The 26,208-nt window shown below is 66.7% G+C and carries 26 protein-coding genes; 12 read left to right on the forward strand and 14 right to left on the reverse strand.

Translation table 11 applies throughout. The annotated features are described in order from the left end of the window. Positions 1–12: 12 nt before the first annotated feature. The 6 genes from G6N46_RS03300 to G6N46_RS03325 all read right to left on the reverse strand — a co-directional run bounded on the left by G6N46_RS03300 (position 13) and on the right by G6N46_RS03325 (position 7,496). A complete protein-coding gene (locus G6N46_RS03300) occupies positions 13–3,492 on the reverse strand; it encodes an indolepyruvate ferredoxin oxidoreductase family protein (RefSeq protein WP_138249356.1) in 3,480 nt (1,159 codons plus the stop codon). 162 nt (positions 3,493–3,654) lie between these two features. Next, a complete protein-coding gene (locus G6N46_RS03305; RefSeq protein WP_061001308.1) occupies positions 3,655–4,137 on the reverse strand; it encodes an Lrp/AsnC family transcriptional regulator in 483 nt (160 codons plus the stop codon). A gap of 29 nt (positions 4,138–4,166) precedes the next feature. Next, complete coding sequence (locus tag G6N46_RS03310) at positions 4,167–4,646, reverse strand: OsmC family protein (protein WP_138249355.1); 480 nt, start codon at positions 4,644–4,646, stop codon at positions 4,167–4,169. A 61-nt stretch (positions 4,647–4,707) separates the two neighbouring features. After that, positions 4,708–5,709, reverse strand: a complete 1,002-nt coding sequence (locus G6N46_RS03315) for a hypothetical protein (protein WP_138249354.1) — start codon at positions 5,707–5,709, stop codon at positions 4,708–4,710. A 5-nt stretch (positions 5,710–5,714) separates the two neighbouring features. After that, complete coding sequence (locus tag G6N46_RS03320; RefSeq protein ID WP_138249353.1) at positions 5,715–6,713, reverse strand: PE-PPE domain-containing protein; 999 nt, start codon at positions 6,711–6,713, stop codon at positions 5,715–5,717. Between the two features lie 309 nt (positions 6,714–7,022). Then, positions 7,023–7,496, reverse strand: coding sequence for a GtrA family protein (locus G6N46_RS03325; RefSeq protein ID WP_133427487.1), 474 nt, complete (start codon positions 7,494–7,496; stop codon positions 7,023–7,025). A 93-nt stretch (positions 7,497–7,589) separates the two neighbouring features. Here G6N46_RS03325 and G6N46_RS03330 point away from each other — a divergent pair, with 93 nt between their 5' ends. The 4 genes from G6N46_RS03330 (at position 7,590) to G6N46_RS03345 (ending at position 10,478) form a co-directional block, all read left to right on the forward strand. Beyond that, positions 7,590–8,195 (forward strand): cadmium resistance transporter, encoded by a 606-nt coding sequence (locus G6N46_RS03330; RefSeq protein WP_133427488.1) that lies wholly within the window; start codon positions 7,590–7,592, stop codon positions 8,193–8,195. 19 nt (positions 8,196–8,214) lie between these two features. Continuing rightward, positions 8,215–9,624 (forward strand): WS/DGAT/MGAT family O-acyltransferase, encoded by a 1,410-nt coding sequence (locus G6N46_RS03335; RefSeq protein ID WP_138249352.1) that lies wholly within the window; start codon positions 8,215–8,217, stop codon positions 9,622–9,624. A 184-nt stretch (positions 9,625–9,808) separates the two neighbouring features. Then, positions 9,809–10,042 (forward strand): hypothetical protein, encoded by a 234-nt coding sequence (locus G6N46_RS03340; protein WP_138249351.1) that lies wholly within the window; start codon positions 9,809–9,811, stop codon positions 10,040–10,042. A gap of 7 nt (positions 10,043–10,049) precedes the next feature. Beyond that, positions 10,050–10,478 carry a Rieske (2Fe-2S) protein gene (locus tag G6N46_RS03345; RefSeq protein WP_138249350.1) on the forward strand — a complete coding sequence of 143 codons (429 nt, stop codon included), beginning with the start codon at positions 10,050–10,052 and terminating at the stop codon, positions 10,476–10,478. Positions 10,479–10,481: 3 nt separating this feature from the next. Here the strand turns inward: G6N46_RS03345 and G6N46_RS03350 are convergent, their stop codons facing one another. After that, on the reverse strand, positions 10,482–10,730 hold the full coding sequence (locus G6N46_RS03350) for a hypothetical protein (RefSeq protein ID WP_138249349.1): 249 nt from the start codon (positions 10,728–10,730) through the stop codon (positions 10,482–10,484). Between the two features lie 142 nt (positions 10,731–10,872). Between G6N46_RS03350 and G6N46_RS03355 the strand changes: the two genes are divergently transcribed. Genes G6N46_RS03355 through G6N46_RS03365 form a run of 3 tightly spaced genes read left to right on the forward strand, consistent with a single transcriptional unit; the run spans position 10,873 to position 13,089 of the window. After that, positions 10,873–11,607 (forward strand): cutinase family protein, encoded by a 735-nt coding sequence (locus G6N46_RS03355; protein WP_138249348.1) that lies wholly within the window; start codon positions 10,873–10,875, stop codon positions 11,605–11,607. Then, positions 11,604–12,305: an alpha/beta fold hydrolase gene (locus tag G6N46_RS03360; protein WP_138249347.1), complete on the forward strand. Its 702-nt coding sequence runs from the start codon at positions 11,604–11,606 to the stop codon at positions 12,303–12,305. The genes G6N46_RS03355 and G6N46_RS03360 overlap by 4 nt, the downstream gene beginning before the upstream one ends. Next, positions 12,295–13,089 (forward strand): SDR family NAD(P)-dependent oxidoreductase, encoded by a 795-nt coding sequence (locus tag G6N46_RS03365; protein ID WP_138249346.1) that lies wholly within the window; start codon positions 12,295–12,297, stop codon positions 13,087–13,089. Before G6N46_RS03360 ends, G6N46_RS03365 begins: the two co-directional genes overlap by 11 nt. Before the next feature lie 66 nt (positions 13,090–13,155). On the opposite strand, the gene G6N46_RS03370 is transcribed toward G6N46_RS03365, so the two are convergent. Together G6N46_RS03370 and G6N46_RS03375 are read right to left on the reverse strand one after the other, a co-directional pair. Beyond that, positions 13,156–14,373 carry an RNA polymerase sigma factor gene (locus G6N46_RS03370; RefSeq protein ID WP_407665183.1) on the reverse strand — a complete coding sequence of 406 codons (1,218 nt, stop codon included), beginning with the start codon at positions 14,371–14,373 and terminating at the stop codon, positions 13,156–13,158. Positions 14,374–14,390: 17 nt separating this feature from the next. Then, positions 14,391–14,744, reverse strand: coding sequence for a YciI family protein (locus tag G6N46_RS03375; RefSeq protein ID WP_226518419.1), 354 nt, complete (start codon positions 14,742–14,744; stop codon positions 14,391–14,393). A 132-nt stretch (positions 14,745–14,876) separates the two neighbouring features. On the opposite strand from G6N46_RS03375, the gene G6N46_RS03380 reads away from it, so the two are divergent. Next, positions 14,877–15,359 (forward strand): DinB family protein, encoded by a 483-nt coding sequence (locus G6N46_RS03380; RefSeq protein ID WP_138249360.1) that lies wholly within the window; start codon positions 14,877–14,879, stop codon positions 15,357–15,359. Between the two features lie 22 nt (positions 15,360–15,381). On the opposite strand, the gene G6N46_RS03385 is transcribed toward G6N46_RS03380, so the two are convergent. The 3 genes from G6N46_RS03385 to G6N46_RS03395 all read right to left on the reverse strand — a co-directional run bounded on the left by G6N46_RS03385 (position 15,382) and on the right by G6N46_RS03395 (position 20,013). Continuing rightward, complete coding sequence (locus G6N46_RS03385; RefSeq protein ID WP_138249343.1) at positions 15,382–16,851, reverse strand: FAD-dependent oxidoreductase; 1,470 nt, start codon at positions 16,849–16,851, stop codon at positions 15,382–15,384. Positions 16,852–16,960: 109 nt separating this feature from the next. Next, positions 16,961–19,138 carry a glutamine synthetase III family protein gene (locus tag G6N46_RS03390; RefSeq protein ID WP_138249342.1) on the reverse strand — a complete coding sequence of 726 codons (2,178 nt, stop codon included), beginning with the start codon at positions 19,136–19,138 and terminating at the stop codon, positions 16,961–16,963. Positions 19,139–19,233: 95 nt separating this feature from the next. Then, positions 19,234–20,013 carry an alpha/beta fold hydrolase gene (locus G6N46_RS03395; protein ID WP_138249341.1) on the reverse strand — a complete coding sequence of 260 codons (780 nt, stop codon included), beginning with the start codon at positions 20,011–20,013 and terminating at the stop codon, positions 19,234–19,236. Positions 20,014–20,046: 33 nt separating this feature from the next. Between G6N46_RS03395 and G6N46_RS03400 the strand changes: the two genes are divergently transcribed. After that, a complete protein-coding gene (locus G6N46_RS03400; RefSeq protein ID WP_138249340.1) occupies positions 20,047–21,813 on the forward strand; it encodes a GNAT family N-acetyltransferase in 1,767 nt (588 codons plus the stop codon). A 9-nt stretch (positions 21,814–21,822) separates the two neighbouring features. Here the strand turns inward: G6N46_RS03400 and G6N46_RS03405 are convergent, their stop codons facing one another. Beyond that, positions 21,823–22,953: an MFS transporter gene (locus tag G6N46_RS03405; protein WP_138249339.1), complete on the reverse strand. Its 1,131-nt coding sequence runs from the start codon at positions 22,951–22,953 to the stop codon at positions 21,823–21,825. Here G6N46_RS03405 and G6N46_RS03410 point away from each other — a divergent pair. Both G6N46_RS03410 and G6N46_RS03415 read left to right on the forward strand, forming a co-directional pair. Further along, positions 22,952–23,506, forward strand: coding sequence for an IS607 family transposase (locus G6N46_RS03410; protein ID WP_407665184.1), 555 nt, complete (start codon positions 22,952–22,954; stop codon positions 23,504–23,506). The two genes, G6N46_RS03405 and G6N46_RS03410, sit on opposite strands and share 2 nt — an antisense overlap. After that, positions 23,506–24,546, forward strand: coding sequence for an RNA-guided endonuclease TnpB family protein (locus G6N46_RS03415; protein WP_234880665.1), 1,041 nt, complete (start codon positions 23,506–23,508; stop codon positions 24,544–24,546). Before G6N46_RS03410 ends, G6N46_RS03415 begins: the two co-directional genes overlap by 1 nt. Positions 24,547–25,037: 491 nt before the next feature. On the opposite strand, the gene G6N46_RS03420 is transcribed toward G6N46_RS03415, so the two are convergent. Beyond that, entirely contained in the window at positions 25,038–25,526 is a 489-nt protein-coding gene (locus G6N46_RS03420) for an Hsp20/alpha crystallin family protein (protein ID WP_226518413.1), read from the reverse strand. A gap of 248 nt (positions 25,527–25,774) precedes the next feature. Here G6N46_RS03420 and G6N46_RS03425 point away from each other — a divergent pair, with 248 nt between their 5' ends. Further along, positions 25,775–26,203, forward strand: coding sequence for a cellulose-binding domain-containing protein (locus G6N46_RS03425; RefSeq protein ID WP_138249337.1), 429 nt, complete (start codon positions 25,775–25,777; stop codon positions 26,201–26,203). Positions 26,204–26,208: the final 5 nt, after the last annotated feature.

The following is a 26,208-nucleotide window of genomic DNA, read 5'->3' on the forward strand; positions in this document are numbered from 1 at the left end:
GGTGGCGGCCGGTCAGGCCGGGATGCCGAGCTCGCGCAGGCGTGCCCAGTACAGCTCGACGTTGCCGAGTTTGACGTCCTCGTAGCCGCGGACGATGTCGGGCAGTCCGGCGGCCTCGACGGCCGTGGCGTAGTTGTCGACGGTCAGCTCGGCGGCGAGGCGCAGCACCATCGCCGTGTAGTGAGACAGCAACTGCCGCTCCACTTTCCGGACGTGGGCGTAGCCGAACGGATCCAGCCTGGTGCCGCGCAGCACCTTGGCCTTGGCCAGCATCTTCAGTGCCGCATGCGATTTCGGTCCGAAGCCGACCTTCTTCGTGCGGCCCATGGCGCGCAGGACGGGCGGATGCAGCTTGTAGGTGAGGTTCTCCCCACCGGGCACCTGCGCCTGCACGTCGGCCAGGAACGCCGGATCGACCAGCAGCCGCGCGACCTCGTACTCGTCCTTGTAGGCCGTGAACTTGTGCAGCCCACGTGCGACGGCCTCGCTGAACGCGGTGTTGTCGGTGATGGTGCGCTCCAGCTGCCACACGGCCTGAACCGTTTCGACGTAACGCCGGGCGACCTTGGCGTTCTGGTAACCGACCAGCTCGCCGGCTCGCAGTTCGACCAGTCGGCGCACCTCACCGTCGAACGTGGTGCTGGCCAACAGCTCCGGGCGCGCCACCGCGGGCACGGCCTTGGGGCGGGCGGCGTCGACGGCGGCGGCGAACGCGGCCGGATCGGCGACCGCGACACGGCCCCAGCGGAACGCCGCCACGTTGGCGGCGACCGCGACACCGTTGATGCCGATGGCCTCCTCGATGCTGGCCTCGGGCAGGCGTAGGCCGCCGTTCTGGAAGGCGGCGCCGACGACCAGGAAGTTGGCTGCCGCGGTGTTGCCGAACAGTGCCTGTGCCGCGGCGAGGGCGTCGAAGTGGGTAAGCGTCCGGGTGGCGGCGGTCAGCCGGTCCAGCAGCGACTGGGTCTCCGGGTAGGCCACGGACTTGTCGTACACCATGTCACCGGTCGGGGTCTGGCTCGTCGAAGCGACCGCGATGGTGCGTTCGGCACTGCCGTAGGCCAGATTCCGGTTGTCGGTCGCGGTGAGCAGGTCGATCGCGATGATGCAGTCGGCGCTCCCCGAGGTGAGCCGGTTGGACGGCTCGAGCGCGCTGGTCGAGAACCGCAGGTGCGACACCACCGGTCCGGCCTTCTGGCTCAGGCCGATCTGGTCGAGGCTCTCCACTTCGTAGCCGGCGCGCAGTGCGGCAGTCGCGAGTACCTGGTTGACCGTGACGATGCCGGTGCCGCCGATGCCGGCCAGCAGGACGTTCTGGGTGCCGGTCGGCACGCCGAATCCGGGATCCGTGACGCGCGGCGGCTCCGGAGCCTTACGCCGGGAGGTCTTGCGGCCCTTCTTCTCCGGGGTCAGCTCGACCGTGACGAACGACGGGCAGTCGCCGTCGAGGCACGTGTAGTCGGTGTTGCAGGAAGTCTGGTCGATCCTGGTCTTGCGGCCGAATTCGGTGTCGACCGGCTGTACGGACAGGCAGTTCGACTTGGTGCCGCAATCGCCACAGCCCTCGCAGACCGCTTCGTTGATCACCACACGGGTGTTGCGGGTGGGTAGGGTGCCGCGCTTGCGCTGGCGGCGGGCGTCGGCGGCGCAGTGCTGGTCGTAGATGAGCACGGTGACGCCCGGGATTTCCCGCAGCACCTTCTGTGCCTCGTCGAGCCGGTCGCGGTGCCACAGCAGCGTGCCCTTGGCGAGGGCTTTCTTGTTGTGCCGCTTGGGTTCGTCGGCGCAGATGATGATCTGCTTGACGCCTTCGGCCGTCAGCTTGTGGGTGAGGCCCGCCACGACCAGCCCGCCTTCGACGTCCTGCGCGCCGGTCATGGCGACCACTTCGTTGTAGAGCAGCTTGTAGGTGATGTTGACACCGGCCGCGATGCAGGCCTGCACCGCGAGCTGTCCGGAGTGGAAGAAGGTGCCGTCGCCGACGTTCTGGAACAGGTGCGGCACATCGGTGAACGGGGCCTGTCCGATCCACTGGCTGCCTTCGCCACCCATCTGCGTCAGACCCACCACGGCGCTGTCACTGCGGCCGGACATGGTGACCAGGGTGTGGCACCCGATGCCACCGCCGCCGATGGAGCCCTCCGGGATCGCGGTGGACCGGTTGTGCGGGCAGCCACTGCAGAAGTACGCGGTTCGCTTGGCGGACAACACTTCCAGCGACAGCGGCGGGGGAGGCGTGCGCTTGAGCTCAACGTGATCGCGCAGTACCCGGCGCAGCGGCGCGAGCAGGCGTGCAGCGGTCAACTCGCCGCCGAGCGGGAACAGCGGCGCGCCCGCGGCATCGTGCTTTCCGACGATCTGCGGGGCACCGGTAGTGCCGTAGAGGATTTCGCGGACCTGGGTCTCGATGAAGGCCGTCTTGTCCTCGACCACGATCACCTGCTCGAGGCCCCGGGCGAATTCCCGGACGGACTGCTGGCCGACGGGGTACGGCATCCCGATGCGCAGCAGGCGAATTCCGGCGCGGTGCAGAGCCGCGTCGTCGACTCCGAGGTCGAGCAGCGCCTGGCGGACCGCGTCGAATGTGGTGCCGGTGGCGGCGATGCCGATCGTGGCGCGGGCCGGGTCGACTTCGAGGACGTCGAGGTTGTTGACGTCGCCGAAGGCGCGCACGGTCGCCCAGCGCGGACCGTAGAGGTCGGCTTCGGCGATGAGGCTGTCGGCCGGGGCCGCCATCGGTCGCTGAACGTAGGTGAACCGCTTTCCGTCCCAGAGGATTTCAGGTGCGGTGATCGCGATGTCGGCGACGTCGGCGTCGACGGTCCAGGCGCCGTCGGCGACGTCGGCGACGATCTTCATCGCCACGACGCAGCCCGAGGCGCGCGACAGTGCAACACCCTGCATGCCCATCGTGATGATCTCTTCGGCGTTGCGCGGGAACAGGACCGGGATGCCGAGAGCGGCGAGGGACCGCTCGCTGACGGCGGGCACCGTCGACGATTTCGATGCCGGGTCGTCGCCGACCAGCAGGAGCACGCCGCCGCGGGGGTTGACGCCGTACATGTTGGCGTGGCGCAGCGCGTCGGTCGCGCGGTCGACGCCGGGTCCCTTGCCGTACCAGACACCGATGACGCCGTCGTGGGTGGCCTTCCCGGCGGGCAGGTCGGTCTGGCTGCCCCAGACCGAGGTGGCCGCGAGTTCCTCGTTGAACCCGGGGGTGAAGACGACGTCGTGTTCGGTCAGGACGCTCGGCATGCCCAGCAGCATCTTGTCGACGCCGCCGAGGGGGCTGCCCTGATAACCGGAAACGAACGTCGCGACGCGGCGGCCGGCGCGCAGGTCACGGACATGCTGCTCGACCATCATGCGGGCGATGGCCTGAACGCCGGTCAGCAGGACGGGGCCGGCGCCGGAGCGGTACCGGTCATCGAGGTCGTAGGGCGCGGCGGGTTCGGCCGCTGCGAGTTCGGATCGGGACAAGACACTGGTCATCGACAACCTCCACACTTTCCGCCACTCAGATCGCCAGTCATTAACGCGAACTATTAGCAATCAGTGCAGAGAAATCTGCTCCTGTGGGTGATCTACGTCAACAGTCGACGAAAATATTGATCAGACTGCTCAATTGTGACGTGGCGCACTGTGACGCACGCATCATTTTGTTCGACGTTGTGTCACGTGCTGCACCAGAGGCAGCGATCGGTATTCGACGGGTGTCGCCATCGCGAGCATGGTTTCGGAGTGCTTGACACCGTCGATCCGGTGCACCCGCTGGATGACGCTGAGCAGTTCTTCCTGCGTCTGAGCGGCGATGCGGGCGAGCAGATCGGCCCGCCCCGTCGTGGCGTGGACCTCCAGCACATGGGGGACGTCCTGCAAGGCTTCGATGATGGCGTTCATCTTGGTCTGGTCGGTCTCGATGAAGACCAGCGCGTGTACCGCGAACCCGAGCTGCGACAGGTTGATGTTGGGCGGGTAGCCGCGGACCAGGCCGGATTCCTCGAGTCGCTTCATGCGCGCCTGCACGGTGTTGCGGGCGACCTTCAGCCGCGACGCCAACTCGAGAATCGGCGTCCGCGGATCGGCGGCCAGCTCCGACAGCAGCGCGGAATCGAGTGCGTCGAGCTTGATGGTCATGCGCCATTTTCCCACGGGGGCACCGTGGGTCACGCCGATTCGGCGACGCTCACCTGTGCTTCGCACCGGACATCGAAGTTGACGGAATTGGCGATGAAACACAGGTGATGGGCCCGCTCGTGGACACTCGTGAGGGCCTCGCGGTGCCGGTCGTCGGCGATCTCGACAACCGGACGCAGCACCACCTCGGTGAAGTACCCGCCGCCGTCGGGGGTTTGCGCCATGGTGCCCGACGGCTGGTCGGTGTATCCGGTGACGACGATGCCCTCCTGCGAGCACAGCGCGAGAACCCACAACATGTGGCACTGCGACAGCGAGGCCACCAAAAGCTCCTCGGGGTTCCAGCGCTGTGGGTCGCCGCGGAACGCGGGGTCGGCACTGCCGGCGATCGTGGGCTTGCCGTCGGCGCTGACGTCGTGTGCGCGGTCGTACTCGCGGTAGCCCGAGGTTCCGGTGCCGGTGTTGCCGATCCATGTCACATCGAGTTCGTAGTGGTGCGTCTTCGCCATGGCGGGCATCCCCTTCGTCGCTGCGCTCGCGTACCTCTGTTCTAGCGCACGCGCCCGAAGGTCAGTGCTTGCTCCGCCCGTGGTCGCCCTTCGCCTTGGTCTCGGACTGCTTGGACTCGGACTTCTTGCTGTCGGACGTCTTGCTGTCGGACGTCTTGGTCGTCGACTCGTCGCTCTTGGCCGCGCGCTTGGCCTTCTTGGCCGGCTTGCTGGTCCCAGACTTCTGCGCCGTGGTTACCGACGAATCGTCCTGCTTCGTTTCCGATTTGGTGGCCTTGCCAGACCGCTTCCCGGTGACATCGGCAGCGGTGGGTTTCGATGCTGTGCTGGTTGATTCGGCGGTGGCGCGCGGCTCGGCAGTGGAGCGGGTCGCGACCGCCGCGGTCGGCCGCGGCGCGTGAGTGAGGACATTCGCCAGACCCTGGACCGAGGACACGACGTTGGCGACGGCCGTCAACGGATTATGCCCACTGAGGACAGAACCGACGCCCGTGGTGGACAGGGTGGCGACGGCGTAGTAGACGCCGACCGCTGCTCTTGCCACCCTGACGACGTAGATCACCGGGGTCAGCGGCGCGAGGTGGGGAGCCAGCGTGGCCGTCACGGTCTTGGTGGCACCGGCGGCAGCGGCGCCTGCCTGTCCAATTCCGCTGACCAACTGCCGGACCTGGGGTGACGACGCGGCGCCGGGGAAGTCGGTGACCGTGCTGACCAGACTCTGCAGGTGCGCCGTCGTCGACGTCACCTTCTGCACGGCCTCGTGCTCACCGGTGCTCTGATCGACCTGCGCGCTCAGCACCAGCAGCGGAAAGTCCGGTGTCTGCCAGTAGATTACGTCGGTGGCGACGGCCTGGGCCGCACCTCCGAGGTTGCCGGCGTACCGAATCGGGTTGAACGCGGCATCGATGGTCGCGGCCGTGAGCGCGTACCGGTACTCGGCGCTGTGCACCGTCGTCGGGTGCGTCGTCGGGTGCGTCGTCGGGAGAACCGGTGCGGCACTGGTGACCACGACCGCGGCCGAGCACACCACAGACAGCGTCACGGTCTGCGTCTTGATCCACATGCGAATTACCTCCTCGATTCCCCGCCGCGGCGAGATTTCCGAAAACCGAACCCCCGCTGAGGTTTCGGTGCTTTCTCTTTGTCTTCTTTTGCGCTGCCAGAATCCTTGGCAGCAGATGGTTTCGCGGCCGTCGGTTTCAGTGCCGACGGCTTGAGGGTCGGTGGTTTGTGGGCCCTTGCCGCCAGGGTGGCGATCGACGGTCGGGGAGCGGGATCGCGCGGCGCGACCTCCGGGCGGCGGACGTAGGCGCGGTCGATCTGCGGTCGGAGCAGCGCGTCGATGAGGGACGTGTTCAGCCCGGCATCACGCAACGGTTGCGTGAGCGGCAGCCGGGCCGTGGGCACCACGTAATGCGTGATGGTGCCGCCGGCGGCGTTGGTGCGGACGGTCTTGAGCGTTCCCGGTGTCGCCGGGTTGGCTGCCGACCCGTAATCGGTGTGCACGAATCCGATTCCCATGACGGCGTTGAGGACGGCCAGACGCGTTGGTTTGTCCCGCCAATCGGAGAAGCCGTCGTATTCGCGAACGATCTCGGTGGTGGGGTAGGCGCTTGCCCGGGGCACGTTCGGCGCGAACAGTTGCAGTGCCCGATTCTTGGTGGTGATACCGCCTGTGGTGTTCTGCGGGTCGCCGAAGGTCACGAACTGCAGATTGTCCGCACGGCGCCCACCGAACGAATCCCGCAGCGACTGGGCGAGTTTCACGTAGTTCAGGACGATGGCGCCCTGGCTCAGACCGGCGAGGGTGACGCCGGCGCCGTCGGGAACCGTGGCGAGGGTTGCGTCCACCTTCGCGGTCCCGATAACGGCGTCCGCGGCGAACAGGAGGCCGGCGGGGTACCCGATGCCATGGATGGTTCCGCTGGAATCCAGGTATCCGTCGGCCAGTCCGAGGGCCTCCTGGGAGGTCGGCGACACGTCGCACAGGCAGGTGCCCTGCAGGTAGAAGGTGACGCCGGGGCTTTCGTCCGATGCCGTCGCCGACGGCTGCACACTGATCGTCATAGAGAGTGCGACGACGAAACCTATTGCACTGCAGCGGTTCAGGCCGGCCACGGGGCAGTTTCCAATCTGTGTACGGGGATCCGATGGATACGCAGCGCACCACCATTGGCGCGACGCTGTCGCGGTGGTGACTTGCTTGGGGTTTCGCTGATCAGTCAGCGGCGGTGATGGCGGCGTTGAGCGGGAGATTCTCGCCGGCGCGTGTGTAGGCCCTGCCGTCCCCGACTACCCCCGTTTTGGCGCCTCAGTACAACATTGACCACGAAAATTAACACCGTTGCAGCATTCTCGCATGCCATGAGACGCAGGTCACGGCCGGAATACCACCCAGCGCATCGCGGCGTACATGTACACCGCCTCGCAACCTCCCGAGACAATCCGGGCGATGTGGTACTCGACGCCGAGGGCCGACAATCCGGTCGAGACGCCCAGGATGAAGGCAAGGTAATTGACCGCGACCACCACGACGTAGATGGCGAGCTGCGGGCCGACCGCGCTGTGCGAACTGAAGTTGAAGGTTCGGTTCAGCACGTAGCTCAGCCCGAACGCGCACCCGTACGACACCGTGACCGCCACCGCCAGTGGCGATCCCAACCCGTCCCGCAATGCGGTCAGCAACAACAGGTCGATCGCGAACGTGCCGCCGTTGATCACTGCGAAGCCCAGGAACGTCGGAGCGACAACCGATTTGAGCCCGAAGGGCAACCGGCTGACGACCAGTTCGCAGCCACGGTGGAAGCTGTCGACGGCGCGCTGCAGGCCACCTGCCGCGTCGACGGTCACGCGGGCACTGTGTCATGGGCCGGCGTCGTCCAGGTAGCTGGCAGGCGAACTCTGCGCTTCGGGCGCGGGCGGCGTCCCGTAATCTCCACACCGATGAGCCTGGCCACGATCACCCAAGCCATCGCGACCTTCGCCGTCACCAACATCGACGACCTTGTGGTGCTCGCCGTGTTCTTCGGCCAGGCGCGTGGCCACCGCAGCGCGGCCATGCGGGTGATCGCCGGGCAGTACCTGGGTTTCGTGGCCATCGTGGCGGTGTCCGTATGTACCGCGCTTGCGGGTGCGGCACTGCTGCCGGCTGGCGTGCTGCCCTATCTCGGCCTGCTGCCGATCATGTTGGGGCTCAGGGCCGCTTGGGTGGCGTGGCGGCGCCGGGGCGGCGAACCGCCGGATGGTGAGGGCGGGCCGGCACCGTGCGCTCCGGGTGTCTGGCAGGTCGCCGGTGTGACGTTCGCGAACGGCGGCGACAACGTCGGTGTCTACGTGCCGATGTTCGCGGTCGCCACGGCAGGCACGGTCGCGTTGTACGTGACGGTGTTTCTCGTCGGGGTCGGGGTCTGGTGCGTCGTCGGCCGATACTTCGCCGCCCACCGCGTCGTCGCCGACACGTTCACGCGGTGGGGACACCTCATCCTGCCGGTGGTGCTGATTGCCGTCGGGACCACGATCCTCGTCGAAGGCGGCGTGTTCGCGCGGTGACCGCAGTAAGTTCACCCGGGTGACCAGCAGACGACTGTCCCCGCTCGACTCGATGTTCCTGGCGGCCGAATCTCCCGAGACGATGATGCATGTGGCCGGGCTCATGCAGTTCCGTCCGACATCGGGCGACGCCGGGGACATCCTGAATCTGCTGCGCGACGAAATCTACGGGTCCAACGAGATCGAGCCACCGTGGAACATGAAGCTGCAGACGCCATGGTTCCTGCTGAATCCGCTGCAGCGCTGGGTCGAGGACCCGAAGTTCGACGTCATGTATCACGTCCGACGGTCTGCGTTGCCCCGTCCCGGCGATCAGCGCGAACTGGGAATCCTGATCTCCCGCTTGCACGCTCGGCAGCTGGACCTGACGCGACCGCCCTGGGAACTGCACATCATCGAGGGCCTCGACGACGGCAACGTCGCGTTGTACGTGAAGATGCACCATTCACTCGTCGACGGCTATACGGCGATGAAGACGCTGATCCGGTCGATGTCGACCGACCCGTCCGATACCGACACCCCGTTGTTCTTCCGGAACCCGGTGCCGAAGCGGGAGCGCAAGAAGGACGAGAAGGACAGCGGCCTCATTCCCGACATCGGCGGGCTGCTGCGGTCCATCACCTCGGAGTTGTCGACCGTCATCGATCTGCCTGCCGCGTTCGCCAAGCTGGCGGTGACCGCCGTCAGCAGGAGCAATCCGCTTGTCGGCCCGGGCCGGGCGCCGCACACCATCTTCAACGGCCGCATCGGCCGGAGCCGGCGGTTCGCCACACAGCAGTACGACATCGCACGCTTGCGGGCCGTCGCCGATGCGGCGGGCGCCACCCTCAACGATGTCGCGCTCGCGATCTGCGGCGGTGGACTGCGTGACTATCTCCTCGGACTCGACGCACTGCCCGAGAAATCGCTGATTGCCATGCTGCCGGTCAACATTCGGCCGAAAGACGATCCCGGCGGCGGCAACGCCGTCGGCGCCATACTCGCAACCCTCGGTACCGACCTCGCCGACGCCCGCGAGCGGATCGAAACCATCAGCGCGTCGACGAAAGCGGCCAAGGACCAATTGTCGGGAATGACCAGTACGGCGATTCTCGCCTACACCGCGGCGCTGATGGCGCCGTTCCTCGTGCAGACCGGGGCGGCGACCGTGGGTGCCCCGAAGGTGGCCCCGGCGTCCTACAACGTCATCTTGTCGAATGTGCCCGGGCCCGACTATTCGCTGTACTTCCGGGGCAACGAGCTCGTGTCCACCTATCCGGTGTCCATACCCGTCCACGGCGTCGGCCTGAACATCACCTGCCAAAGCTACTCGGGCACTTTGAATTTCGGCTTCACCGGCTGCCGCGACTCGATGCCGCACATGCAGAAGCTGGCAATAAAGACCGGCGAGGCGTTGGTGGCGCTGGAGCAGGCCTATGGTCTGCTGTGAAAACAGTGTGTAAAAGCAATTGACCCAAGTGCCGAAACGAACCTTCACAGCAGACGCAAGGGTGCTACCTTCACCGGACCAGTTAGCGCCGGAGAGTGGGTATGAAATGAGCGCAACGACGACGCGATTCGCTCGCATGTCAATGGGGGCAGCAACGTTTGGCGTTGCATCCGCGGTGGCGGCTTTGATCAGCATGCCGCTCGCGCACGCCGACGAACTCACGTGCTCGGACGGCCTGGTCGCCTCCGAAGGCACCTGCGTGGCCCCGGCCGACGGCCCCGCGGCTCCGGAGGCGGCACAAGGTCCGTTCAATGCGCCGGAGTCGTCTCTGGACGATCCGAGCTTGTTCACGCCGCCCTACGAGCTCACCGAAGGCGAAGTCGCTTCGCCCGGGTACAACGGCGGCGGCCGGCGGTAAGCCTCGCATGATCGAGGCCGGGCACCCGAGCCGTCGTGGGGTACTCCTCGGCGCGGGTGCTGTCGGTGCGGGGATGGTGGTTGCCGCCTGCGGCGGTAAAGAGGCGCCGCCGTCGGGCGGCCAGTCCGCGAGCAGTGAGTCCAAGGCCGCGTCTCCATCGGTGAAGACTGCTGAGGTACCGGTGGGCGGCGGCGTGGTTCTCCCGGAGGCGAAAGTCGTCGTCACTCAGCCGAAGGCCGGCGAGTTCAAGGCGTTCAGCGCGGTGTGTACACACAAGCAGTGCACGGTGTCGAAGGTCGCCGACGGCACCATCGACTGTCCTTGTCACGGAAGCACATTCAGTATCGCGGACGGCGCCGTTGTGAAGGGTCCGGCGGACGAGCCGCTGGCTCCGAAGACGGTGACGGTCAGCGGGGACACGCTGACCGTCACCTGACTGCTACACCGAGCCGTCACAGCTGCGGATCCCTGCGGCGACCGGCCGGCCCGGGGGATCAGGCTGCGGGTTGAAGCCGTGGATCACGCCAGGATTGGTGACCTGCGGATGGCCGACAGTCACCGGCTTGGTCGGCGGTTCCGGCTGCGGATTGAACGCCTGGGCCGTGCCCGAAGCCAGTCCGAAACCGATGAGCGTCAGGCCGCCCGACAGCAGCGCCGTGCCCGCGGCCTTTTTGATGGTGGTGATCATGGTGTCTCCCTCTCGCTGGTTCGGTAATGGTGAGACGCCGCCCTTGGCGGATTCTTGGCAGATTCCTGCGGCCGGCGGCTATCGCCCGCCGTCTGCTGTGTGTCAGCATGGAAAACGCCGGTCGTAGTTAGCTGGAGCTGATATGGACGTCATCGAGCTGTTCCAAGCCAAGCGGTTACCCCACCTCGCCGGGGTCGCCACGGTCGTCGCTTCCGCCTTCGTGAGTGCCCCGGCACCACCCGCGTCCGCTGATCCCTGCCCCGATGTCGAGGTGGTGTTCGCCCGCGGCACCAGCGAACCGCCGGGTGTCGGGATGGCCGGCCGCGCGTTGGTCGACGCGCTGCAGGCGCAGGCGGGGAACAAGTCGGTCGCGGTGTATCCGGTGAACTATGCGGCCAGCAGCGACTTCGGGAATCGTCTGGATTTCGTGCAGAGCGTCGTCGACGGGGTCAAGGACGCCGCCACGCACGTCGAGGCCACCGCGGCGAACTGCCCGAAGACCAGGATCGTCCTCGGTGGATATTCCCAGGGCGCGGTGGTTTCGGGATTCACGACCGCGAACGCGCTGCCGAAGGAGATCCCGGCGGATCTGGCGGAGTACAGCTGGTATGCGCCCAAGCCGATGCCGCCGGCGGTCGCCAACCACGTTGCGGCACTTGTGCTGTTCGGGAAGCCTTCGACCCAGTTCATGACGGACATCGGCGCGCCACCGATCGCCATCGGACCCGCATACGTGGCCAAGACGATCGAGTTGTGCGTGCCCGACGACACCATCTGCAACGGGGCGCCTGCCGGTGGGCCGTCGTTTGCCCACATCACCTACGGGTCGAACGGAATGGCCGACCAAGCCGCGACTTTCGTCGTCGGAAGGCTGTGAGCACGTTCCTGCTCGTTCCGGGTGGCGGTTGCGATCCGTCCTACTGGCGATTTGTGGTGCGCGAGTTGGCTGTTCGCGGGCATCGTGGCGTCGCGGTCGACCTGCCGTGCGCCGATGACTCGGCCGACCTGGACGTGTATGCCGACGTGGTCGCGACGTACGCACACGGTGACGGCGAACCGCCTGTGGTCGTGGCCCATTCGTTCGGCGGCTTCACCGGAGCGCTGGCGTGTCCGCGGGTCGGTGCGGCAGAGTTGATCTACGTGTCGGCGATGGTTCCCCGCCCGGGTGAATGCCCCGGCGATTGGTGGAGCGCCACCGGATGTGTTGCCGCGCAACGGGAAGCGGCTGCCGCGGGTGGATACGACATCGCCGACGCCGTCGCGCTGTACTACAACGGTGTCGATCCGGCGGTGGTCGGGGAGGAGATCGAGCGCACGCAATCCGAGACCCCGTCGCTGAAACCGTGGCCCGCGGAAGCACTTCCACAGATTCCGACGCGGTTCATCCTGTTCCGTGACGACCGGTTCTTCCCGGAGCGATTCATGCGGGGCGTCGTCGCTGACCGTCTCGGGATCGAGCCCGAGGTCATGTCCGGCGGCCACATGGCGATGCTGTCGCATCCGGTCGAGCTCGTCGACCTGCTGGCCAGGTCATGCGGATCGAGTCGAGCGGCCGGGGGTTGTAATGGAGATTGACGGTGCTGAAGCAGTCGTGACCGGCGCTTCCGGTGGTCTGGGCGGTGCCATTGCCAGAGCTATGCATGCTCGGGGCGCTCGCGTGATACTCACCGCCAGACGCGAAGAATCGCTCAGGAAGTTGTCGACGGAGTTGAATGGCGCCGATGTCATCGTCTGTGATCTGGCGGACCGAAAGCAGGTCTCCGGACTCGTCACCAGGCTGGTGCAAACAGACATCGTGGTCTTCAACGCGGCGCTCCCTGCGGCCGGCCGACTCGACGATTTCACGCCCGAACAGGTCGACCGTGCTCTCGACGTGAACCTGCGCGTGCCTATGTTGATGACGCAGCAGCTCCTCCCCGCGATGTTGGAACGTCGACATGGCCACTTCGTCTACATTTCGTCCATGGCAGGCAAGGTCCCGAGCGTGCGCCAGTCTGTTTACTCAGCCGCGAAGTTTGGGTTACGCGGGTTTTGTGGGGCACTTCGCGGCGATTTACACGGCTCGGGGGTGAGCGCATCTGCGGTCTTCCCGGAAGCGATCAACGATGCCGGCATGCTCGCCGATTTCGGGATCCCGTTGCCGCCTGGCATGAAGGGTGTGTCATCCGTCGCCGTGGCGCGTGCCGTGATCGCTGCCATCGAGAAGGACCGCGGTGAGGTGGACGCCGCCCGGTTCCCGGTTCGCTTGGCGGGCAAGCTCGGTGGATTGGCGCCGGGCCTGACCGATCGTATGACACGGCGACCGGCGCACATCGCTTGGATCGAGACCGGGGTCGAACGAAGTCGGCACCTTCGCTGAGCCGAGCCGCATGGCGAATCGTCCGGAGTCGTGGCGGTCCGCAACGTGCGGCGACAAGATCATCATTCAACTGCGCAGCGCATCACGAGCCCGGCACAGATACGCCTCCTCGACGGGGTTCGCGGTCAGGGCGGCAGCGCGGTCGTAGGCGTCGACCGCCTCGGCGGTTCGGCCGAGGCGGGTCAGCAGTGCGGCGCGGACCGCGTGATAGACGTGATAGCCGGCCAGGTCGAGCGTGTCCACCAGGTCCAGCGCCGCCTGCGGATCCTGCGTCTCGGCCATCGCCACGGCACGGTTGAGGGCGACAACCGGAGTCGGGGCGATGGCCATCAGCTGGTCGTACAGCGCGAGAATCTGGCGCCAGTCGGTGGCGGACGCGGTCGGCGCATCACTGTGCACTGCGTTGATCGCGGCCTGGATCTGATAAGGCCCGGGCCGGTTCCGGCGCAGGCATCCGCGGACCAGGGCCTGTCCCTCCGCGATCAGTCCGCGGTCCCACCGGCGGCGATCCTGGTCCGCGAGCAGAACCAGATTCCCGTCGGCATCTGTCCGCGCCGGGCGTCGCGCCTCGGCCAGCAGCATCAGCGCGAGCAGTCCCCACACCTCGGGCTCGTCCGGCATCAGCTGGGCAAGCAGCCGGCCGAGCCGAACCGCTTCGCCGGTGAGATCGGCGCGCACGAGATCGTCGCCCGAAGTGGCAGTGTGGCCCTCGTTGAAGATGAGGTACACCACGGCGAGCACCCCGTGCACGCGCTCGGGCAGGTCACTGTCGTGCGGCACCCGGTACGGGATGCGCGCGTCTCGGATCTTGCGTTTGGCGCGCACAAGCCGTTGCGCGACAGTGGCTTCCGAGATGAGGAAGGCACGCGCGATCTCCTTGGTGGACAGACCGCCCAGCAATCGGAGCGTGAGGGCGACCCGCGCTTCGAGGGCGAGCGCCGGGTGACAGCACGTGAAGATCAGGCGGAGCCGGTCGTCGTGCACGGGGCCTTCTTCGAGTTGCTCGTCGTCGGCCACGGGATAGAGCAGCGCCGCCTGCGCATGTCGCTCGCCGCGAACGGATTCGCGGCGAAACCGGTCGACGATCGTGTGGGCGGCAGTGGTGATGATCCATCCGGCGGGGCTCGGCGGCGGGCCGGCCTGTGACCAGCGCTCGACCGCCTTGGTGAAGGCGTCCTGGACCGCCTCCTCAGCGAGGTCGATGTCGCCGAATCGACGGACCAGGACAGCCACCGCGCGCCCGTACTCCCGCCGGAACACGCCGGCGATGTCTGCGGGCGACAGCTGCGGCACGGTTGCGGTCAGCCTCGCAAATCGCCGCGGAACGGGCGTACCTCGATGGGCAGCAGCCGCACGGCTTCTGCCTGCCTGCGCGCCCAGTCCAGCGCGGCATCCAGATCGGGCACATCGATGATGGTGAAGCCGCCCAGGTGTTCCTTGCCCTCGGCATACGGGCCATCCGTCGTCAGGATCGCGCCGTCGCTGACCCGCACCACGGTCGACGCATCGGGGTTGTGCAAGCCACCGGAGAACACCCACACACCCGCGGCTCTCATGTCGTGCTCGACAGCGTCAAGCGCGTCCATGATCGGTCCCAGCACCTCCGGCGGCGGCGGGTCGCCGACCGGCTGATGCATGGCAAGTAGGTAGTGCATAACCGTCACTCCTCGATCTGGGGGCGGCCGGTTGCCACCTCTCATCTTCTACACGAACGGCGACCCCGGATTTCGACAGATCCGGGATTACCCTCGAGAAGCGTGACTTCCGTGCAGCGGCCGGTGCCGCCCATGAATGCCGACGAGCGCACCACACTCGAAGGTTGGCTGGACTTCTACCGCGCGACGTTGGCGTCGAAATGTGACGGCCTCGACGACGATCAGTTGTGCACCGCGTCCGCGCCGCCCTCTGAGCTGACGCTGCTGGGGTTGCTGCGGCACGCCGCGGAGGTGGAGCGGAACTGGTTTCGCCGGGTACTCGCCGGTGAGCAGGCACCACCGATTTTCGGGCCGGCGGATCATCCCGAGGGCCACGACGGCGGCTTCGAGCTGTCAACGGAGTCGTCGCACCCGGTCGCATTTCGGATCTGGCAAGACGAGGTCGCCCATGCGCGTGCCAACTGCGCGGTACGTCGGCTGGATGACGTCAGCCCTTTCATGGGCGGCGAGGTCAGTCTGCGCTGGATCTACACCCACATGATCGCGGAGTACGCGCGCCACTGCGGGCACGCCGACATCATCCGCGAACGGATCGATGGCGCCACCGGCGTCTGAGTCGCTTTCTCACACAACGTGATCAGTGTCGGCCGGCGAGATGCTCGAGGGGTCCACAGCGGATGCCGTATCGCACTCGGATCGTGTCGAGTGTGGCTCGATGATGTTCCCGGTCCCGTCGGTGTGTGCGCTGGAATCGAGCCATGGCGGCCAGCCTGCGCGGTAGCGGGTACCAGAGCAGGAGGTCCGAGCCGAAGCCCGCGAACACCTTGGGCGAAAGATGGTCGAACGCCAAACTCAGGTTGTAGAGCGTCAGGGGGAATCCCGCCGGAACGGGGGACCGCCCCAACTTGTCGCGCAGGCCTTCCGCGTCGAGTTCATACAGCGGGAGCGTGTGCAGCCCGCCGGTGAACATCAAGTGGGTCAGGAAGTACGCGGCTTGGAGCGTGAGGGGGATTGCCGTCGAGCGCTGCTGGATCGACAGTGTGCGCCCTGACGGTGAGGCGAACGGCTCATATGGGTGCGAGCCACGCATCATCAGCCCGGTGCAGTTGACGAGCCACGTGCCTGCGGGCACTCGCTCGGTACGGCCGCTACGGAACACGAGTTCGGGTGAACCGTCGCGATCGACCGCGTCGGAGAGGTACTCGTTGTCGGCACGGCTGAGACCACCGTTGATCACGGCCATTTCCGCATCGGACGTCACGCCGCCGAAGCCGAATGCGAAGTCGCACTTCTCACCCGTGGGGCCGGTGCCCAGCACGGAGTAGTACCAGTGGAGCACCTCGTCTTCATTGGTTCCGTCGTAACGCTGTGCGAGTCCGTCTCCGAGCGTGGTGAACGGCAGGCCGCCGAACCAACGGTCACGCGCCCCCGCCGGCAGGAGGACGTCGCGGCGCAGCGCGATCGATCCTCGACCGACCATCATGTTCACCTCGCGCCCTGGACACCGCGTGATGAGCAGGTGCGCGGTGTCGAGGCCGGTCTTGCCGCCGCCGATTATCCAGACCGGCGCGTCAGAGTCGATGACGCGCCCGAGGTCGTTGGGTGTCGTGGACCGGACGTGATTGCTGGACACCGGCAGTGGTGGGTTCGGCTCGACATCGAAGCCGAATGCCTTGATCAATCGCTGCGCCTCGACCACCCGCGTCTGCCCGGCCGGATCCTGCAGCGTCACCCGAACGGCGCCGTCGGTCTCGTCATGCGACACATAGGTCCAACCGAACCGTTCGTCGATGTCGACCCGTCGGGACATCACATCGATGCAGTGCTGCAAGTGGTCGAGAATTTCCGGCTTGCTTGCCAGATGTCCGCGTTCTTTGCCCAGCGTCCATTTGATGTTGCCGGCAGTTAACAGCTGATAGGGCTGATGCAGGCGCACGTAGTCATACGTGTCGATCCACATCCCACCGACCCGCGCCCGCTGATCCACCAGTACGACTTTGTCGGTGGGGCCGAGATATCGGGTGGTGGCAGCCAGTGCGTTGAGGCCGGCGATGCCGGCGCCGACGATGCAAACCTCACAGTGGTCGACGCGCTGCGTGTCAGTCATGGCAGACGCTCACCACCGATCTCACGTCGCCGGCGCGACGATCTCGCATCGAGTATGCGCTGGTGGCCAGGGCTTTGCTGGCGTTCTGGAAACCGGGCGGATCCGTCAGCTAGAGGACGTAGAGCATCTCCTGATACGTCGGCAACGGCCACAGGTCGTCGGCCACGACACTTTCCAGCGTGTCGGCCGCGGCTCTGATCGCCTCCATGGCGGGCAACAGCGCCACTTGCGCGTGCTTGGCCTCGTCATGAGCGGTTGCTGCCGAGTGATCTGCCAGTGCCGTCTTCAGCGTTGCCAACGCGTCACCGAGGGCGCTGATCGGCTCCGAGATCGACTGCAGCAGAGTCAAACTCGGTGACATGCCGGCCGCCGTCAATGCCGCCACGTTCTGCGCGAGCTCGGTCTGGTAGCGCAGTGCGGCCGGCAGGATGATGGTGGAACCGATCTCGAGCGCCAGCTTCGCCTCGACGCCGATCGTCAGGGCATACTGCTCCAGGCGCACCTCGTAACGGCTGTGCAACTCCCGCTCGTTGAACACGCCGTACTTCTCGAAGACCGCGATCGCCTCGGGCGTGATGAGCTCGGGGATGGCATCGAGCGTGGTCTTGAGATTCGGCAGCCCGCGCGCGGCGGCCTCGGCCTGCCAGTTCTCCGAGTAGCCGTCGCCGTTGAAGACCACGGCGCCGTGCTCGGTGACGATGTCGGTCAGCAGCTTCTGCACCGCGGAGTCGAACTCCTCCCCGTCGGCGACTGCCTTCTCCAGAACGGTTGCGCAGTAGTCCAGCGAGTCGGCCATGATGGTGTTCAGGACGATCATCGGCACCGCGACCGTCTGACCCGAGCCCGGCGCCCGGAACTCGAATCTGTTGCCGGTGAATGCGAACGGACTGGTGCGGTTACGGTCACCGGGGTCGGTGGGCAGCACCGGCAGGGTGTCGACACCGATGATCATGCTGCCCTTGCCCTTTGACGATGTCGCCGCGCCCTTGGCAATCTGCTCGAAGACCTCGGCGAGCTGATCACCCAGGAAGATCGAGATGATCGCCGGCGGTGCCTCATTGGCACCCAAGCGGTGGTCATTCGTCGCCGACGCGACCGAAACCCGCAGGAGGCCAGCGTATTTGTGCACCGCGCGGATGACGGCCGCACAGAACACCAGGAACTGCGCGTTCTCGTGGGGCGTGTCACCCGGCACCAACAACGAGCCCAACTCGGCGTTGCCGACCGAGAAGTTGACGTGCTTGCCCGACCCGTTCACCCCGGCGAACGGCTTTTCATGGAACAGGCATTCCATGCCGTGCTTCTTGGCGATGGTCTTGAACACCGTCATCAGCAACTGCTGGTGGTCGGAAGCGATATTGGCACGCTCGAACATCGGGGCCACCTCGAACTGTCCGGGGGCGACCTCGTTGTGGCGGGTCTTGGCAGGAATGCCGAGTTTGAACAGCTCCCGCTCGGTGTCCATCATGAACCCCAGCACCCGGTCGGGCACGGCACCGAAATAGTGATCGTCGAACTCTTGCCCCTTGGGCGGTTTGGCGCCGAACAGGGTACGACCGGCGTTGATCAGGTCGGGCCGGGCGAGGAAGAAGTGCCGGTCGACCAGGAAGTACTCCTGCTCAGGACCGCAGAACGAGACGATCTTCTCCAGATCCTTGTGGCCGAACAACGTCAAGATCCGCTCGGCGTGGATGCCCATGGCCTGCTGGCTGCGCAGCAGCGGCGTCTTGTAGTCCAGCGCCTCGCCGGTCATCGACACGAAAACCGTTGGGATACAGAGGGTGTTGCCGTTCGGGTTCTCCAGGATGTACGCCGGGCTGGTCACGTCCCAGCCGGTGTACCCGCGGGCCTCGAACGTCGACCGCAGGCCGCCGGACGGGAAACTCGACGCGTCGGGCTCGCCCTGCACCAGGGTCTTGCCGGCGAACTCGGCCAGTGCCTGCCCGTCGGAGACCGGTTCGAGGAAGCTGTCGTGCTTCTCGGCGGTCAGGCCCGTCATCGGATAGAACACGTGCGCATAGTGCGTCGCGCCCTTCTCCAGCGCCCAGTCCTTCATCGCGGCCGCGACGGCATCGGCGACTGTCGGATCGAGCTTGGCGCCCTTCTCGATGGTCGCCACCACCGACTTGTAGATCGCCTTGGGCAGGCGGGCCTGCATCTCGGCCTTGGTGAAAACGTTCGTCCCGAAGATCTCGCCGGGCGCTTCAGCAGGGTCGAAGGTGTACGCCGGAGGCGTATAGGCCTGGACGCCCGCGATCGCGCGCAAGCGGGTGGCGTTTCCGCTCAATGGAATTCCTCTCCCCACGTGAATGACCGCTTCACCCTAGGGACGCCTCATGGCGGCAGTGTTACGTCGATGTCAAAGGCGACGTTCAATACCCGTCAGACCCGGCGGCCGACGTCCTGGCTCAGAATCTTGGGCCAGGTCTCGACATCTTCCGGGGTATGCGCGAACGTCAGGGTCGACCGCGGCATGAGGGCGGCAAGGGCTTTCGCGGTCGACGCGGGATGGGCCGGGTCGTCGATCCAGGCCAGGATCGTCGTCGGGACATCGATTCGCGCGATGGCTTCGGGCGCCGGCAGGTCACTGAGCGCGGCACCGCGAAACAGTGACGGCAGCAGGGCGTCGGCGACGTCCGGCACTGTTTCGGGCGCGCCCACGGTGGCGGGCGGCCGGGTCGCGCCACGGGTGGCGGCGATGAACGCCCCGACGCCCTCGGTCTCGATGAGCGTGGCCGCAGCCTCATAGTTCGCGGCCTGTGCGCGACGGGTCTCCCATGCGGTGGCCGGCACCATCAGGGTCAGTCCGGTGAACCGTTCCGGTTCGCGGGACGCCGCGTGCAACAGCGTTCCGGTGCCCATCGACGGGCCGACGCCGTGCACCGGTTCCCCGGGAAACCACCGGTCGAGGAGGTTCAGCAGGTCGTCGGCGAGTTGTTCCCACCGGTAGTCCTCGGGGACTTTCCGGCCCGTCGACTTGCCGTGGCCACGCGCGTCATAACGCAGCAACCGGGTCCCGCTGAGCCCCCGGCCGAGGTCGAGATTGAGCACGCGATCGCGCGCGCGGCTGGAGGTCAGTCCGTGCAGTTGGACGACGGGGTGGCCACCTTCGTCGCTCAGTTCGACCGCAAGCTCGGCGCCGGGAACTGCGAAAGTAGGCATGAGGCAGGTTATCTGGGGCGCTAGGGTACCGCCATGCGGCTCACGAATGTCTCGCACCTCCGACTGCCGTTCGGGCGTCTGTGGGGCTACGACGTCACGGTGTCCGCGCCGGGTCGGTGTTTGCCGGTGTCCTTCGACCAACGGATTCACGTGGCGGCAGGGGCCCGGCCGGGTTCATGGATGGCGTTGTCCATCCGCTTGCCCGCGCGGGTGAGCCGGGAATCCCTGGCGTCCGCATGGCTGGCGGTGGTGGCCCGCCACGGCACGCTGCGGACGGCGTTCTCGGCAGGGCCGGACGGCGAACCGCAACTGCATGAGATCGAAGTCGGTCCCGGCGGCTGGGTCGAGCATGAGATTGCTGCCGGCCAGGCGGTGAACGATGCCCTGCGTGACGTCCTGGATGCCGCGTGCTCGCCGTATCAGCAGCCCTCACATCGGTTGTGCCTGTTGGAAACCGCGGCGGCACTGACCGTCGTGATAGCCGCCGACCACAGCCACGTCGACATGTGGTCGATGCTGGTGATTGCCCGGGACCTGCTGGCGCTACTCGGCGATGCGGGCTTCGGACGTGCTGCTGCGCTGCCGCCGGCGCCCGCATTCGTCGAACACACCCAGGCGCTGCTCGACCGTCCCGCGGCACCGGACCACGTCCGGGAGACCTGGGCGCGCATCATCGCCGACAGCGGCGGGGTGATGCCGCGATTCCCGCTGCCGCTGGGCGAACCCGAGCTGGGGCCGGAACGTGTCGAGGTTCGGGATGTGTTCGACGTCGACGCCGGTGCGGCGTTCGCCGTGCAAGCCCGCAACGACGGGGTATCGACGCTGGCGCTGGCCGTGGCTGCGATGACGGCAGTCACCCGCGAGTTGGCGGACGCGCCGCTTCGCGCCGTCTTCCCGGTGCACAGTCGCTTCGACACCACCTGGCACGACTCGGTGGGGTGGTTCATCACCAATTCGGTACTGGAGTCGACAGTCGCCGAGCCACGTGCCGCGGCCAACGCGGTCAAGGAGGCGGTGCAACTCGGTTCCTGGCCGCTGGCGGACGTGCTGTCCCCATGGGGCGGCATGCCGATGTCGCCCGGCATGTTCGCGATCTCGTGGCTGGACCTGCGGCGCCTGCCGGTCCGCATCGATGACGTCGGCCTGGACGCCCAGTACGTGAGCGCCGCCATCCAGACCGACGGCGTCATGCTCTGGTTCATCCTCGACGAGTCGGGCTTGCATCTGCGGTGTCGTTATCCCGATACCCGTGAGGCGCGCACGAATGTCGGGACATGGCTGGACCTCTTGGTGACGCGCCTGCAGGCGCAGGCGCGCACGTCGGTGCGGGGACTGCTGCAAGTGGGGGACCGCAGTTTCCGGGTGGAACGAGCAGCCCGTGACGATGTCGCGTCGATCGTCGCGCTGCTGTCCGACGACGAATTCGGTCCGGATCGGGAAACCGCCGACCTCGAAGACTATGAGGCGGCCTATGACGTCCTCGTCCGTGACCATGCCAACTATCTCGGAGTGGTTCGCAACTGTTCCGGCGTGATCGTCGCGACTGTCCAGTTGACCGTGATTCCCGGGCTGTCGCGCGGTGGTTCGACCCGGCTGCAGATCGAGGGATTGCGGGTCACCGCCGCCGAGCGTCGCAAGGGACTGGGTACGGCCCTGGTGCAGTGGTCGCACGAGTACGGCCGGGCGCACGGGGCACGGCTGGCGCAGGTGGCCACGGACGAAGCGCGCGAACAGGCGCGGGCGTTCTATGACCGGCTCGGGTACCACGCCGCGCACGTCGGCCTCAAACGCATCATCTGAGTGGGGCGCTCACGACCTGCGGGGCGCTCGGGCCACAGTGAGCAGCCCGGCGACGAGAAGTGCTGCGCCACAAGCACCAACGGTCGCCGGCCAGCCGAATGAGGCCACCGCCGCCGCACCGAACGCCGTGCCGAGACTTCCGCCCACGAAGTAGACCACCATGTACGCGCTGTTGAAGCGAGCAGGCGCCGACGGGTCGATCGCCAAGATGGTGGTCTGATTCGCCACCTGTGCCGCGAACAGGCCGGCGTCGAACACCGCGAGAGCGGCCATGGTCGCCCAGGAGTTGCCCAATCCGAACGCAAGGACCGGGCAGGCGGCGCCCGCCACCGCGAGGCCCGCCAGGATCACCGGCCGGAAACCCAATCGGTCGGTGTAGACCCCGGCAATGCGGGTTGCGAAGATCCCGGCGACGCCGGCCAGGGCGTATAGTCCAATCTGCTTGGCAGGCAACAAGTATGGCTCTTGCGACAACGCGACGGCGATTCCGGACCAGACCGCGCAGAACGCGAAGAACCACAGGGACCCGCGCAGGGCGCCACCGCGCAGTACCCGGCAGCGCAGGAAGAGCCCGGGCACCGACGCCAGTTCGGTGAAGTAGTTCCGTTCGAGCGTTCCTGCTGCGGATGGCAGGAACAACAGGCAGGCGCCGGCGACGGCCACGATGGCCCCGGCGACGGTGAGAAGCATTGCGTGCCAGCCGATAATGTCGGTCAGCCAACCGCCGGCGATCCGGCCGGCCAGGATTCCCGCCGAGATGCCGGCGGTGACGATCCCCAGAATGGTCGCGCGCCGACGCTCGGGCGCGAACCGTCCGACAACAGAACTCAGACCCGCACCTACAGAGGAAAAGGCACCGGTCACCAGCAGTCCCATGCCGAGCAACCACACGGTGTCGGCGACGGTGGTCAACGCCAGCGCGCCGCCGAGGGCCAGGAACTGCGATGCGACCACCCGGCGCGGCGAGAACCTGTCCACCAGCGGGACCAGCAGGGCGAGTCCCGACAGGTAGCCGATCGGTCCGCAAGCCAGCGCCGCTCCCACCGCCGCCGGACCGGACTCGAGCGACTGCGCGATGTCTGCGATGGCCGGCTGCAGCGGGTAGATGGTCGCGGTCCCCAATGCGGCAGCCAACGACATGAAAAGGACTGTGGTGCCGGTGATTACCGGGTCGTTAGGTTCGGTTGTGGTCACGCGTCGACGTTATGGGCGACGTCGCGTGCAGCGCTGGCGGAAATCCGCCATCGCTGTCGGCTCAGCTCTTCCAGACCACCTTGTCGGTGCCGCCGGCATCGCGGTACACGACCTGGACCGTCAGGTCGCGCGCATTACGGCGTGGGCCACCGTCAACGGGTATGAGGTGGGCGAGGTGGTGACCGAAGTCGGGTCCGGAACGAATGGGAAGCGCCCGAAGATTCGGCGGGTGCTGTCGGACCCTTCTGCGAAGGTGGTTGTTGTGGAGCATCGCGACCGTCAGGCCCGGTTCGGGGTCGAGCACCTCGAAGCGGCCCTTTCGGCGCAGGGCCGCCGCATCGTGGTGACCGATGATGGTGAGACCGAGGATGACCTGGTCCGGGACATGATCGAAGTCCTGACCAGCATGTGCGTTCGCCTGTACGGGCGGCGGGGCGCCCGCAACCGCGCGATGCGCGCTGTGACCGCCACCAAGCAAGCCGGGGCCGAGGTTGCCTGATGGCCGAGAAGTTCACCGTTGCGGATGGGTGGGTGCTGCAGGCCTACCGGTACGCGCTCGACCCGAGCGCGGCGCAGGCCGCGGCGCTGGAGTCGCATGCCGGCGGCGCCCGGTTCGCGTACAACACGATGCTGCGCACGGTGAAGGCGAACCTGAGCCAACGGGATGCGGAACGGTCCTACGGGATCGCGGACGCTGATCTCACACCGCCACTGTCGTGGTCGTTCCAATCGCTGCGCAACGACTTCAACCGTCGCAAACACCATGTGGCCGTGCGTGAGGACAGGACGCCATGGTGGCCGGAGAACTCGAAAGAGGTGTACGCCAACGCCGTTAAGAACCTGTCGCTGGCTTTGAAGAACTGGGGTGGCTCCCGCTCGGGGGCGCGTAAAGGGCCCCGTATGGGGTTCCCGGGCTTCAAGTCGAAGCGGTCGAGTCGGGCGTTCGCGTTCACCACCGGAACGATCCGCATCGAGGCGGACCGCCACCATGTGACCTTGCCGAGACTGGGCACGCTGCGGGTGCATGAGTCCACTCGCAAGGTCGGCCGACGATTGGAGGCGGGCACCGCGCGGATCCTCAAAGCCACCGTGCGGCACGAACGCGGGCGGTGGATGGTGAGTTTGACCTGCGTGGTGCAACGCGCCGCGCAACGGCCCGCGCACATCAAGGCGCTGGCGCCGGTGATCGGAGTCGATCTCGGTGTCAAAGACCTGATCGTCGCGGCCACCCCCGACGGGCGCCAACTGTTGCGGCAGCACGCTCCGCGCGAACTTGCGCATGCCGCGCGGCGGCTGCGTGCGTTGCAGCGCAAAGCATCCCGCCAACTCGGGCCGTGGGACCACTCGTCCAAAACCAGGCGGGAGCCGTCGAACGCGTGGCGGCGCACACAACAGCTCATCGCTGCGCAGCACGCCCGGGTGGCCAACCTGCGCCGTGACCGGCTGCACAAACTGGCCACGCAGAAACGGGCGGGCGTGAAGACCGGGCCTGCCGCCGGGGGGTGTCTGCCTAGATTGGGCGTTGGCGCGTCTGCATGAACGGCGCCCACGGTGTGGCCCCGGCGGCGTACGGCTCAGCCTTGGTGGGGGAGGTTACAAACGGCTGCGGCTCCCGGAGGGCTGCGCTGCACCGGCGTCATGCGGCGCAGCGGCGCCCGCCGTGGTCGCCGGCATGAGTACTCCAAAGACCGACCAGCGCACCGGGGCCCGAATAGGGCGCACCCGACCGCTGGTGGCGTCGGCTGCTGACGGCAAGGAGCTTCGGCGGCACAGAAGATGGCGTCGACTTCGGCGATCAGCGCTATCACCATCGTGGGGTCGTCCACACCCAGGGATTGGGCCAGCTCTTCTGGCGCGCTGGTGTCAGGCGCCGCCGGCGCCGCAATCGTGCTGTACTGCATCACTTTTCACCTCCTTGCACCGTCGGCATGGCACCGACCATTCAAGAATGTGTCGCGACGAATTCGGTCGGCCCGGTGCCGGTGCCGGGCGGGACAGCGTCCCAGCGCGGCACCGGCACTTCGGCCCGGTCAGGCGTGCACCGGCTCCTTCTTGTTCGAGGTGTCGGTGACGGGGCTGCCGTCTTCGGTGATCACTCGATTCTCGTCGATCGCCTTGGCGTTGCCGGCCCTGCTGACGCTGATCTTGCGGGGCTTGGCCTTCTCTGCCACCGGGATCACGAGCCGAAGGACCCCGTCGCGGTATTCCGCGGTGATCCTCCCGGTGTCGAGGTTGTTGCCCAGCACCAGTTGTCGGGAGAAAACACCGCGCGGCCGCTCGGCGGCCAGCATTTCCCGCGACGAATCCACTGGCGCCCGTTCGGCGCGCACGGTCACCACATTGTTCTCGATATCGAGGTCGAGCGACTCGGCGTTGATGCCGGGCAGGTCGAACTCGACGTGGAACTCGTCGCCGTCGCGCCAGGCGTCCATGGGCATCGCGGCCGGCCGGGCTGCGGTGCCGAGAACTTCTTGGGTGAAGCGATCCAGGTCTCGGAACGGGTCAGTACGCAGCAGCATCGTGGCCACCTCCATCTGTCCTTTCTCTTATGCCATCTATGCGCTTCCAGCTCGATTATCTGTTTCGGCTGGCATAGATTTGTTTTAGCACTCGACGTCGGCGAGTGCAAGCAAGTGGAAGCAGAATTTTTCTGGGCGCCGATCGGGGCCGGGGACGATCTCGCGATGGTTGCAATCGTGCAAAGGTACGGCAGCGCACCTGCGGCGCAATGGAGAGCGTGTGCAGGTGAGCCTTACTCTGGGCTGCGATGACTGGACCGGACTCCCGTGTGAAGCGCTGCCGCACAGCGCTTCACGTCGTCGTGTCCGCACTGACGGTCATCGTCCTCGGACTCGCCGGCAGTTCGGTGGCGCACGCGGCCGCGGCCGGGGCGCGGTTGGCGGTGCAACATACCTGGCAGGACGGCTTCATCGCGCGCTTCGTTGTCACCAACTACAGCACCGTGCCGATGGCGGATTGGAAGATCGAGTTCGACATGCCGATGGGCCAATCGATCTCGCACGCGTGGAGCAGTACCTTCACCCAGTACGGCACGCACTATGTGATCGGCCCCGCGAGTTGGAACCGGGTGATTCCACCCGGTGGTAGCGCGAACGGTGGCATCCGCGGTGTGCTGAGCGGCACCTACACGCCACCGTCGAATTGCGTTCTCAACGGCCAGGTCTACTGCTCCTAGTGTGA

Source organism: Mycolicibacterium phocaicum (genome assembly GCF_010731115.1).
GTDB classification, from domain to species: Bacteria; Actinomycetota; Actinomycetes; order Mycobacteriales; family Mycobacteriaceae; genus Mycobacterium; species Mycobacterium phocaicum.

Bases quoted from the DNA above. Each gene is read 5' to 3' on its own strand.
- G6N46_RS03380 (WP_138249360.1), top strand. From the start codon at position 14,877: ATGAATGCCGACGAGCGCACCACACTCGAAGGTTGGCTGGACTTCTAC.
- G6N46_RS03305 (WP_061001308.1), bottom strand. From the start codon at position 4,137: ATGACCATCAAGCTCGACGCACTCGATTCCGCGCTGCTGTCGGAGCTG.
- G6N46_RS03365 (WP_138249346.1), top strand. From the start codon at position 12,295: ATGGAGATTGACGGTGCTGAAGCAGTCGTGACCGGCGCTTCCGGTGGT.
- G6N46_RS03330 (WP_133427488.1), top strand. From the start codon at position 7,590: ATGAGCCTGGCCACGATCACCCAAGCCATCGCGACCTTCGCCGTCACC.
- G6N46_RS03300 (WP_138249356.1), bottom strand. From the start codon at position 3,492: ATGACCAGTGTCTTGTCCCGATCCGAACTCGCAGCGGCCGAACCCGCC.
- G6N46_RS03415 (WP_234880665.1), top strand. From the start codon at position 23,506: ATGGCCGAGAAGTTCACCGTTGCGGATGGGTGGGTGCTGCAGGCCTAC.
- G6N46_RS03315 (WP_138249354.1), bottom strand. From the start codon at position 5,709: ATGTGGATCAAGACGCAGACCGTGACGCTGTCTGTGGTGTGCTCGGCC.
- G6N46_RS03400 (WP_138249340.1), top strand. From the start codon at position 20,047: ATGCGGCTCACGAATGTCTCGCACCTCCGACTGCCGTTCGGGCGTCTG.
- G6N46_RS03425 (WP_138249337.1), top strand. From the start codon at position 25,775: ATGACTGGACCGGACTCCCGTGTGAAGCGCTGCCGCACAGCGCTTCAC.
- G6N46_RS03395 (WP_138249341.1), bottom strand. From the start codon at position 20,013: ATGCCTACTTTCGCAGTTCCCGGCGCCGAGCTTGCGGTCGAACTGAGC.
- G6N46_RS03385 (WP_138249343.1), bottom strand. From the start codon at position 16,851: ATGACTGACACGCAGCGCGTCGACCACTGTGAGGTTTGCATCGTCGGC.
- G6N46_RS03320 (WP_138249353.1), bottom strand. From the start codon at position 6,713: ATGACGATCAGTGTGCAGCCGTCGGCGACGGCATCGGACGAAAGCCCC.
- G6N46_RS03410 (WP_407665184.1), top strand. From the start codon at position 22,952: ATGAAAAGGACTGTGGTGCCGGTGATTACCGGGTCGTTAGGTTCGGTT.
- G6N46_RS03355 (WP_138249348.1), top strand. From the start codon at position 10,873: ATGGACGTCATCGAGCTGTTCCAAGCCAAGCGGTTACCCCACCTCGCC.
- G6N46_RS03405 (WP_138249339.1), bottom strand. From the start codon at position 22,953: ATGTCGTTGGCTGCCGCATTGGGGACCGCGACCATCTACCCGCTGCAG.
- G6N46_RS03375 (WP_226518419.1), bottom strand. From the start codon at position 14,744: ATGCACTACCTACTTGCCATGCATCAGCCGGTCGGCGACCCGCCGCCG.
- G6N46_RS03345 (WP_138249350.1), top strand. From the start codon at position 10,050: ATGATCGAGGCCGGGCACCCGAGCCGTCGTGGGGTACTCCTCGGCGCG.
- G6N46_RS03350 (WP_138249349.1), bottom strand. From the start codon at position 10,730: ATGATCACCACCATCAAAAAGGCCGCGGGCACGGCGCTGCTGTCGGGC.
- G6N46_RS03420 (WP_226518413.1), bottom strand. From the start codon at position 25,526: ATGCTGCTGCGTACTGACCCGTTCCGAGACCTGGATCGCTTCACCCAA.
- G6N46_RS03310 (WP_138249355.1), bottom strand. From the start codon at position 4,646: ATGGCGAAGACGCACCACTACGAACTCGATGTGACATGGATCGGCAAC.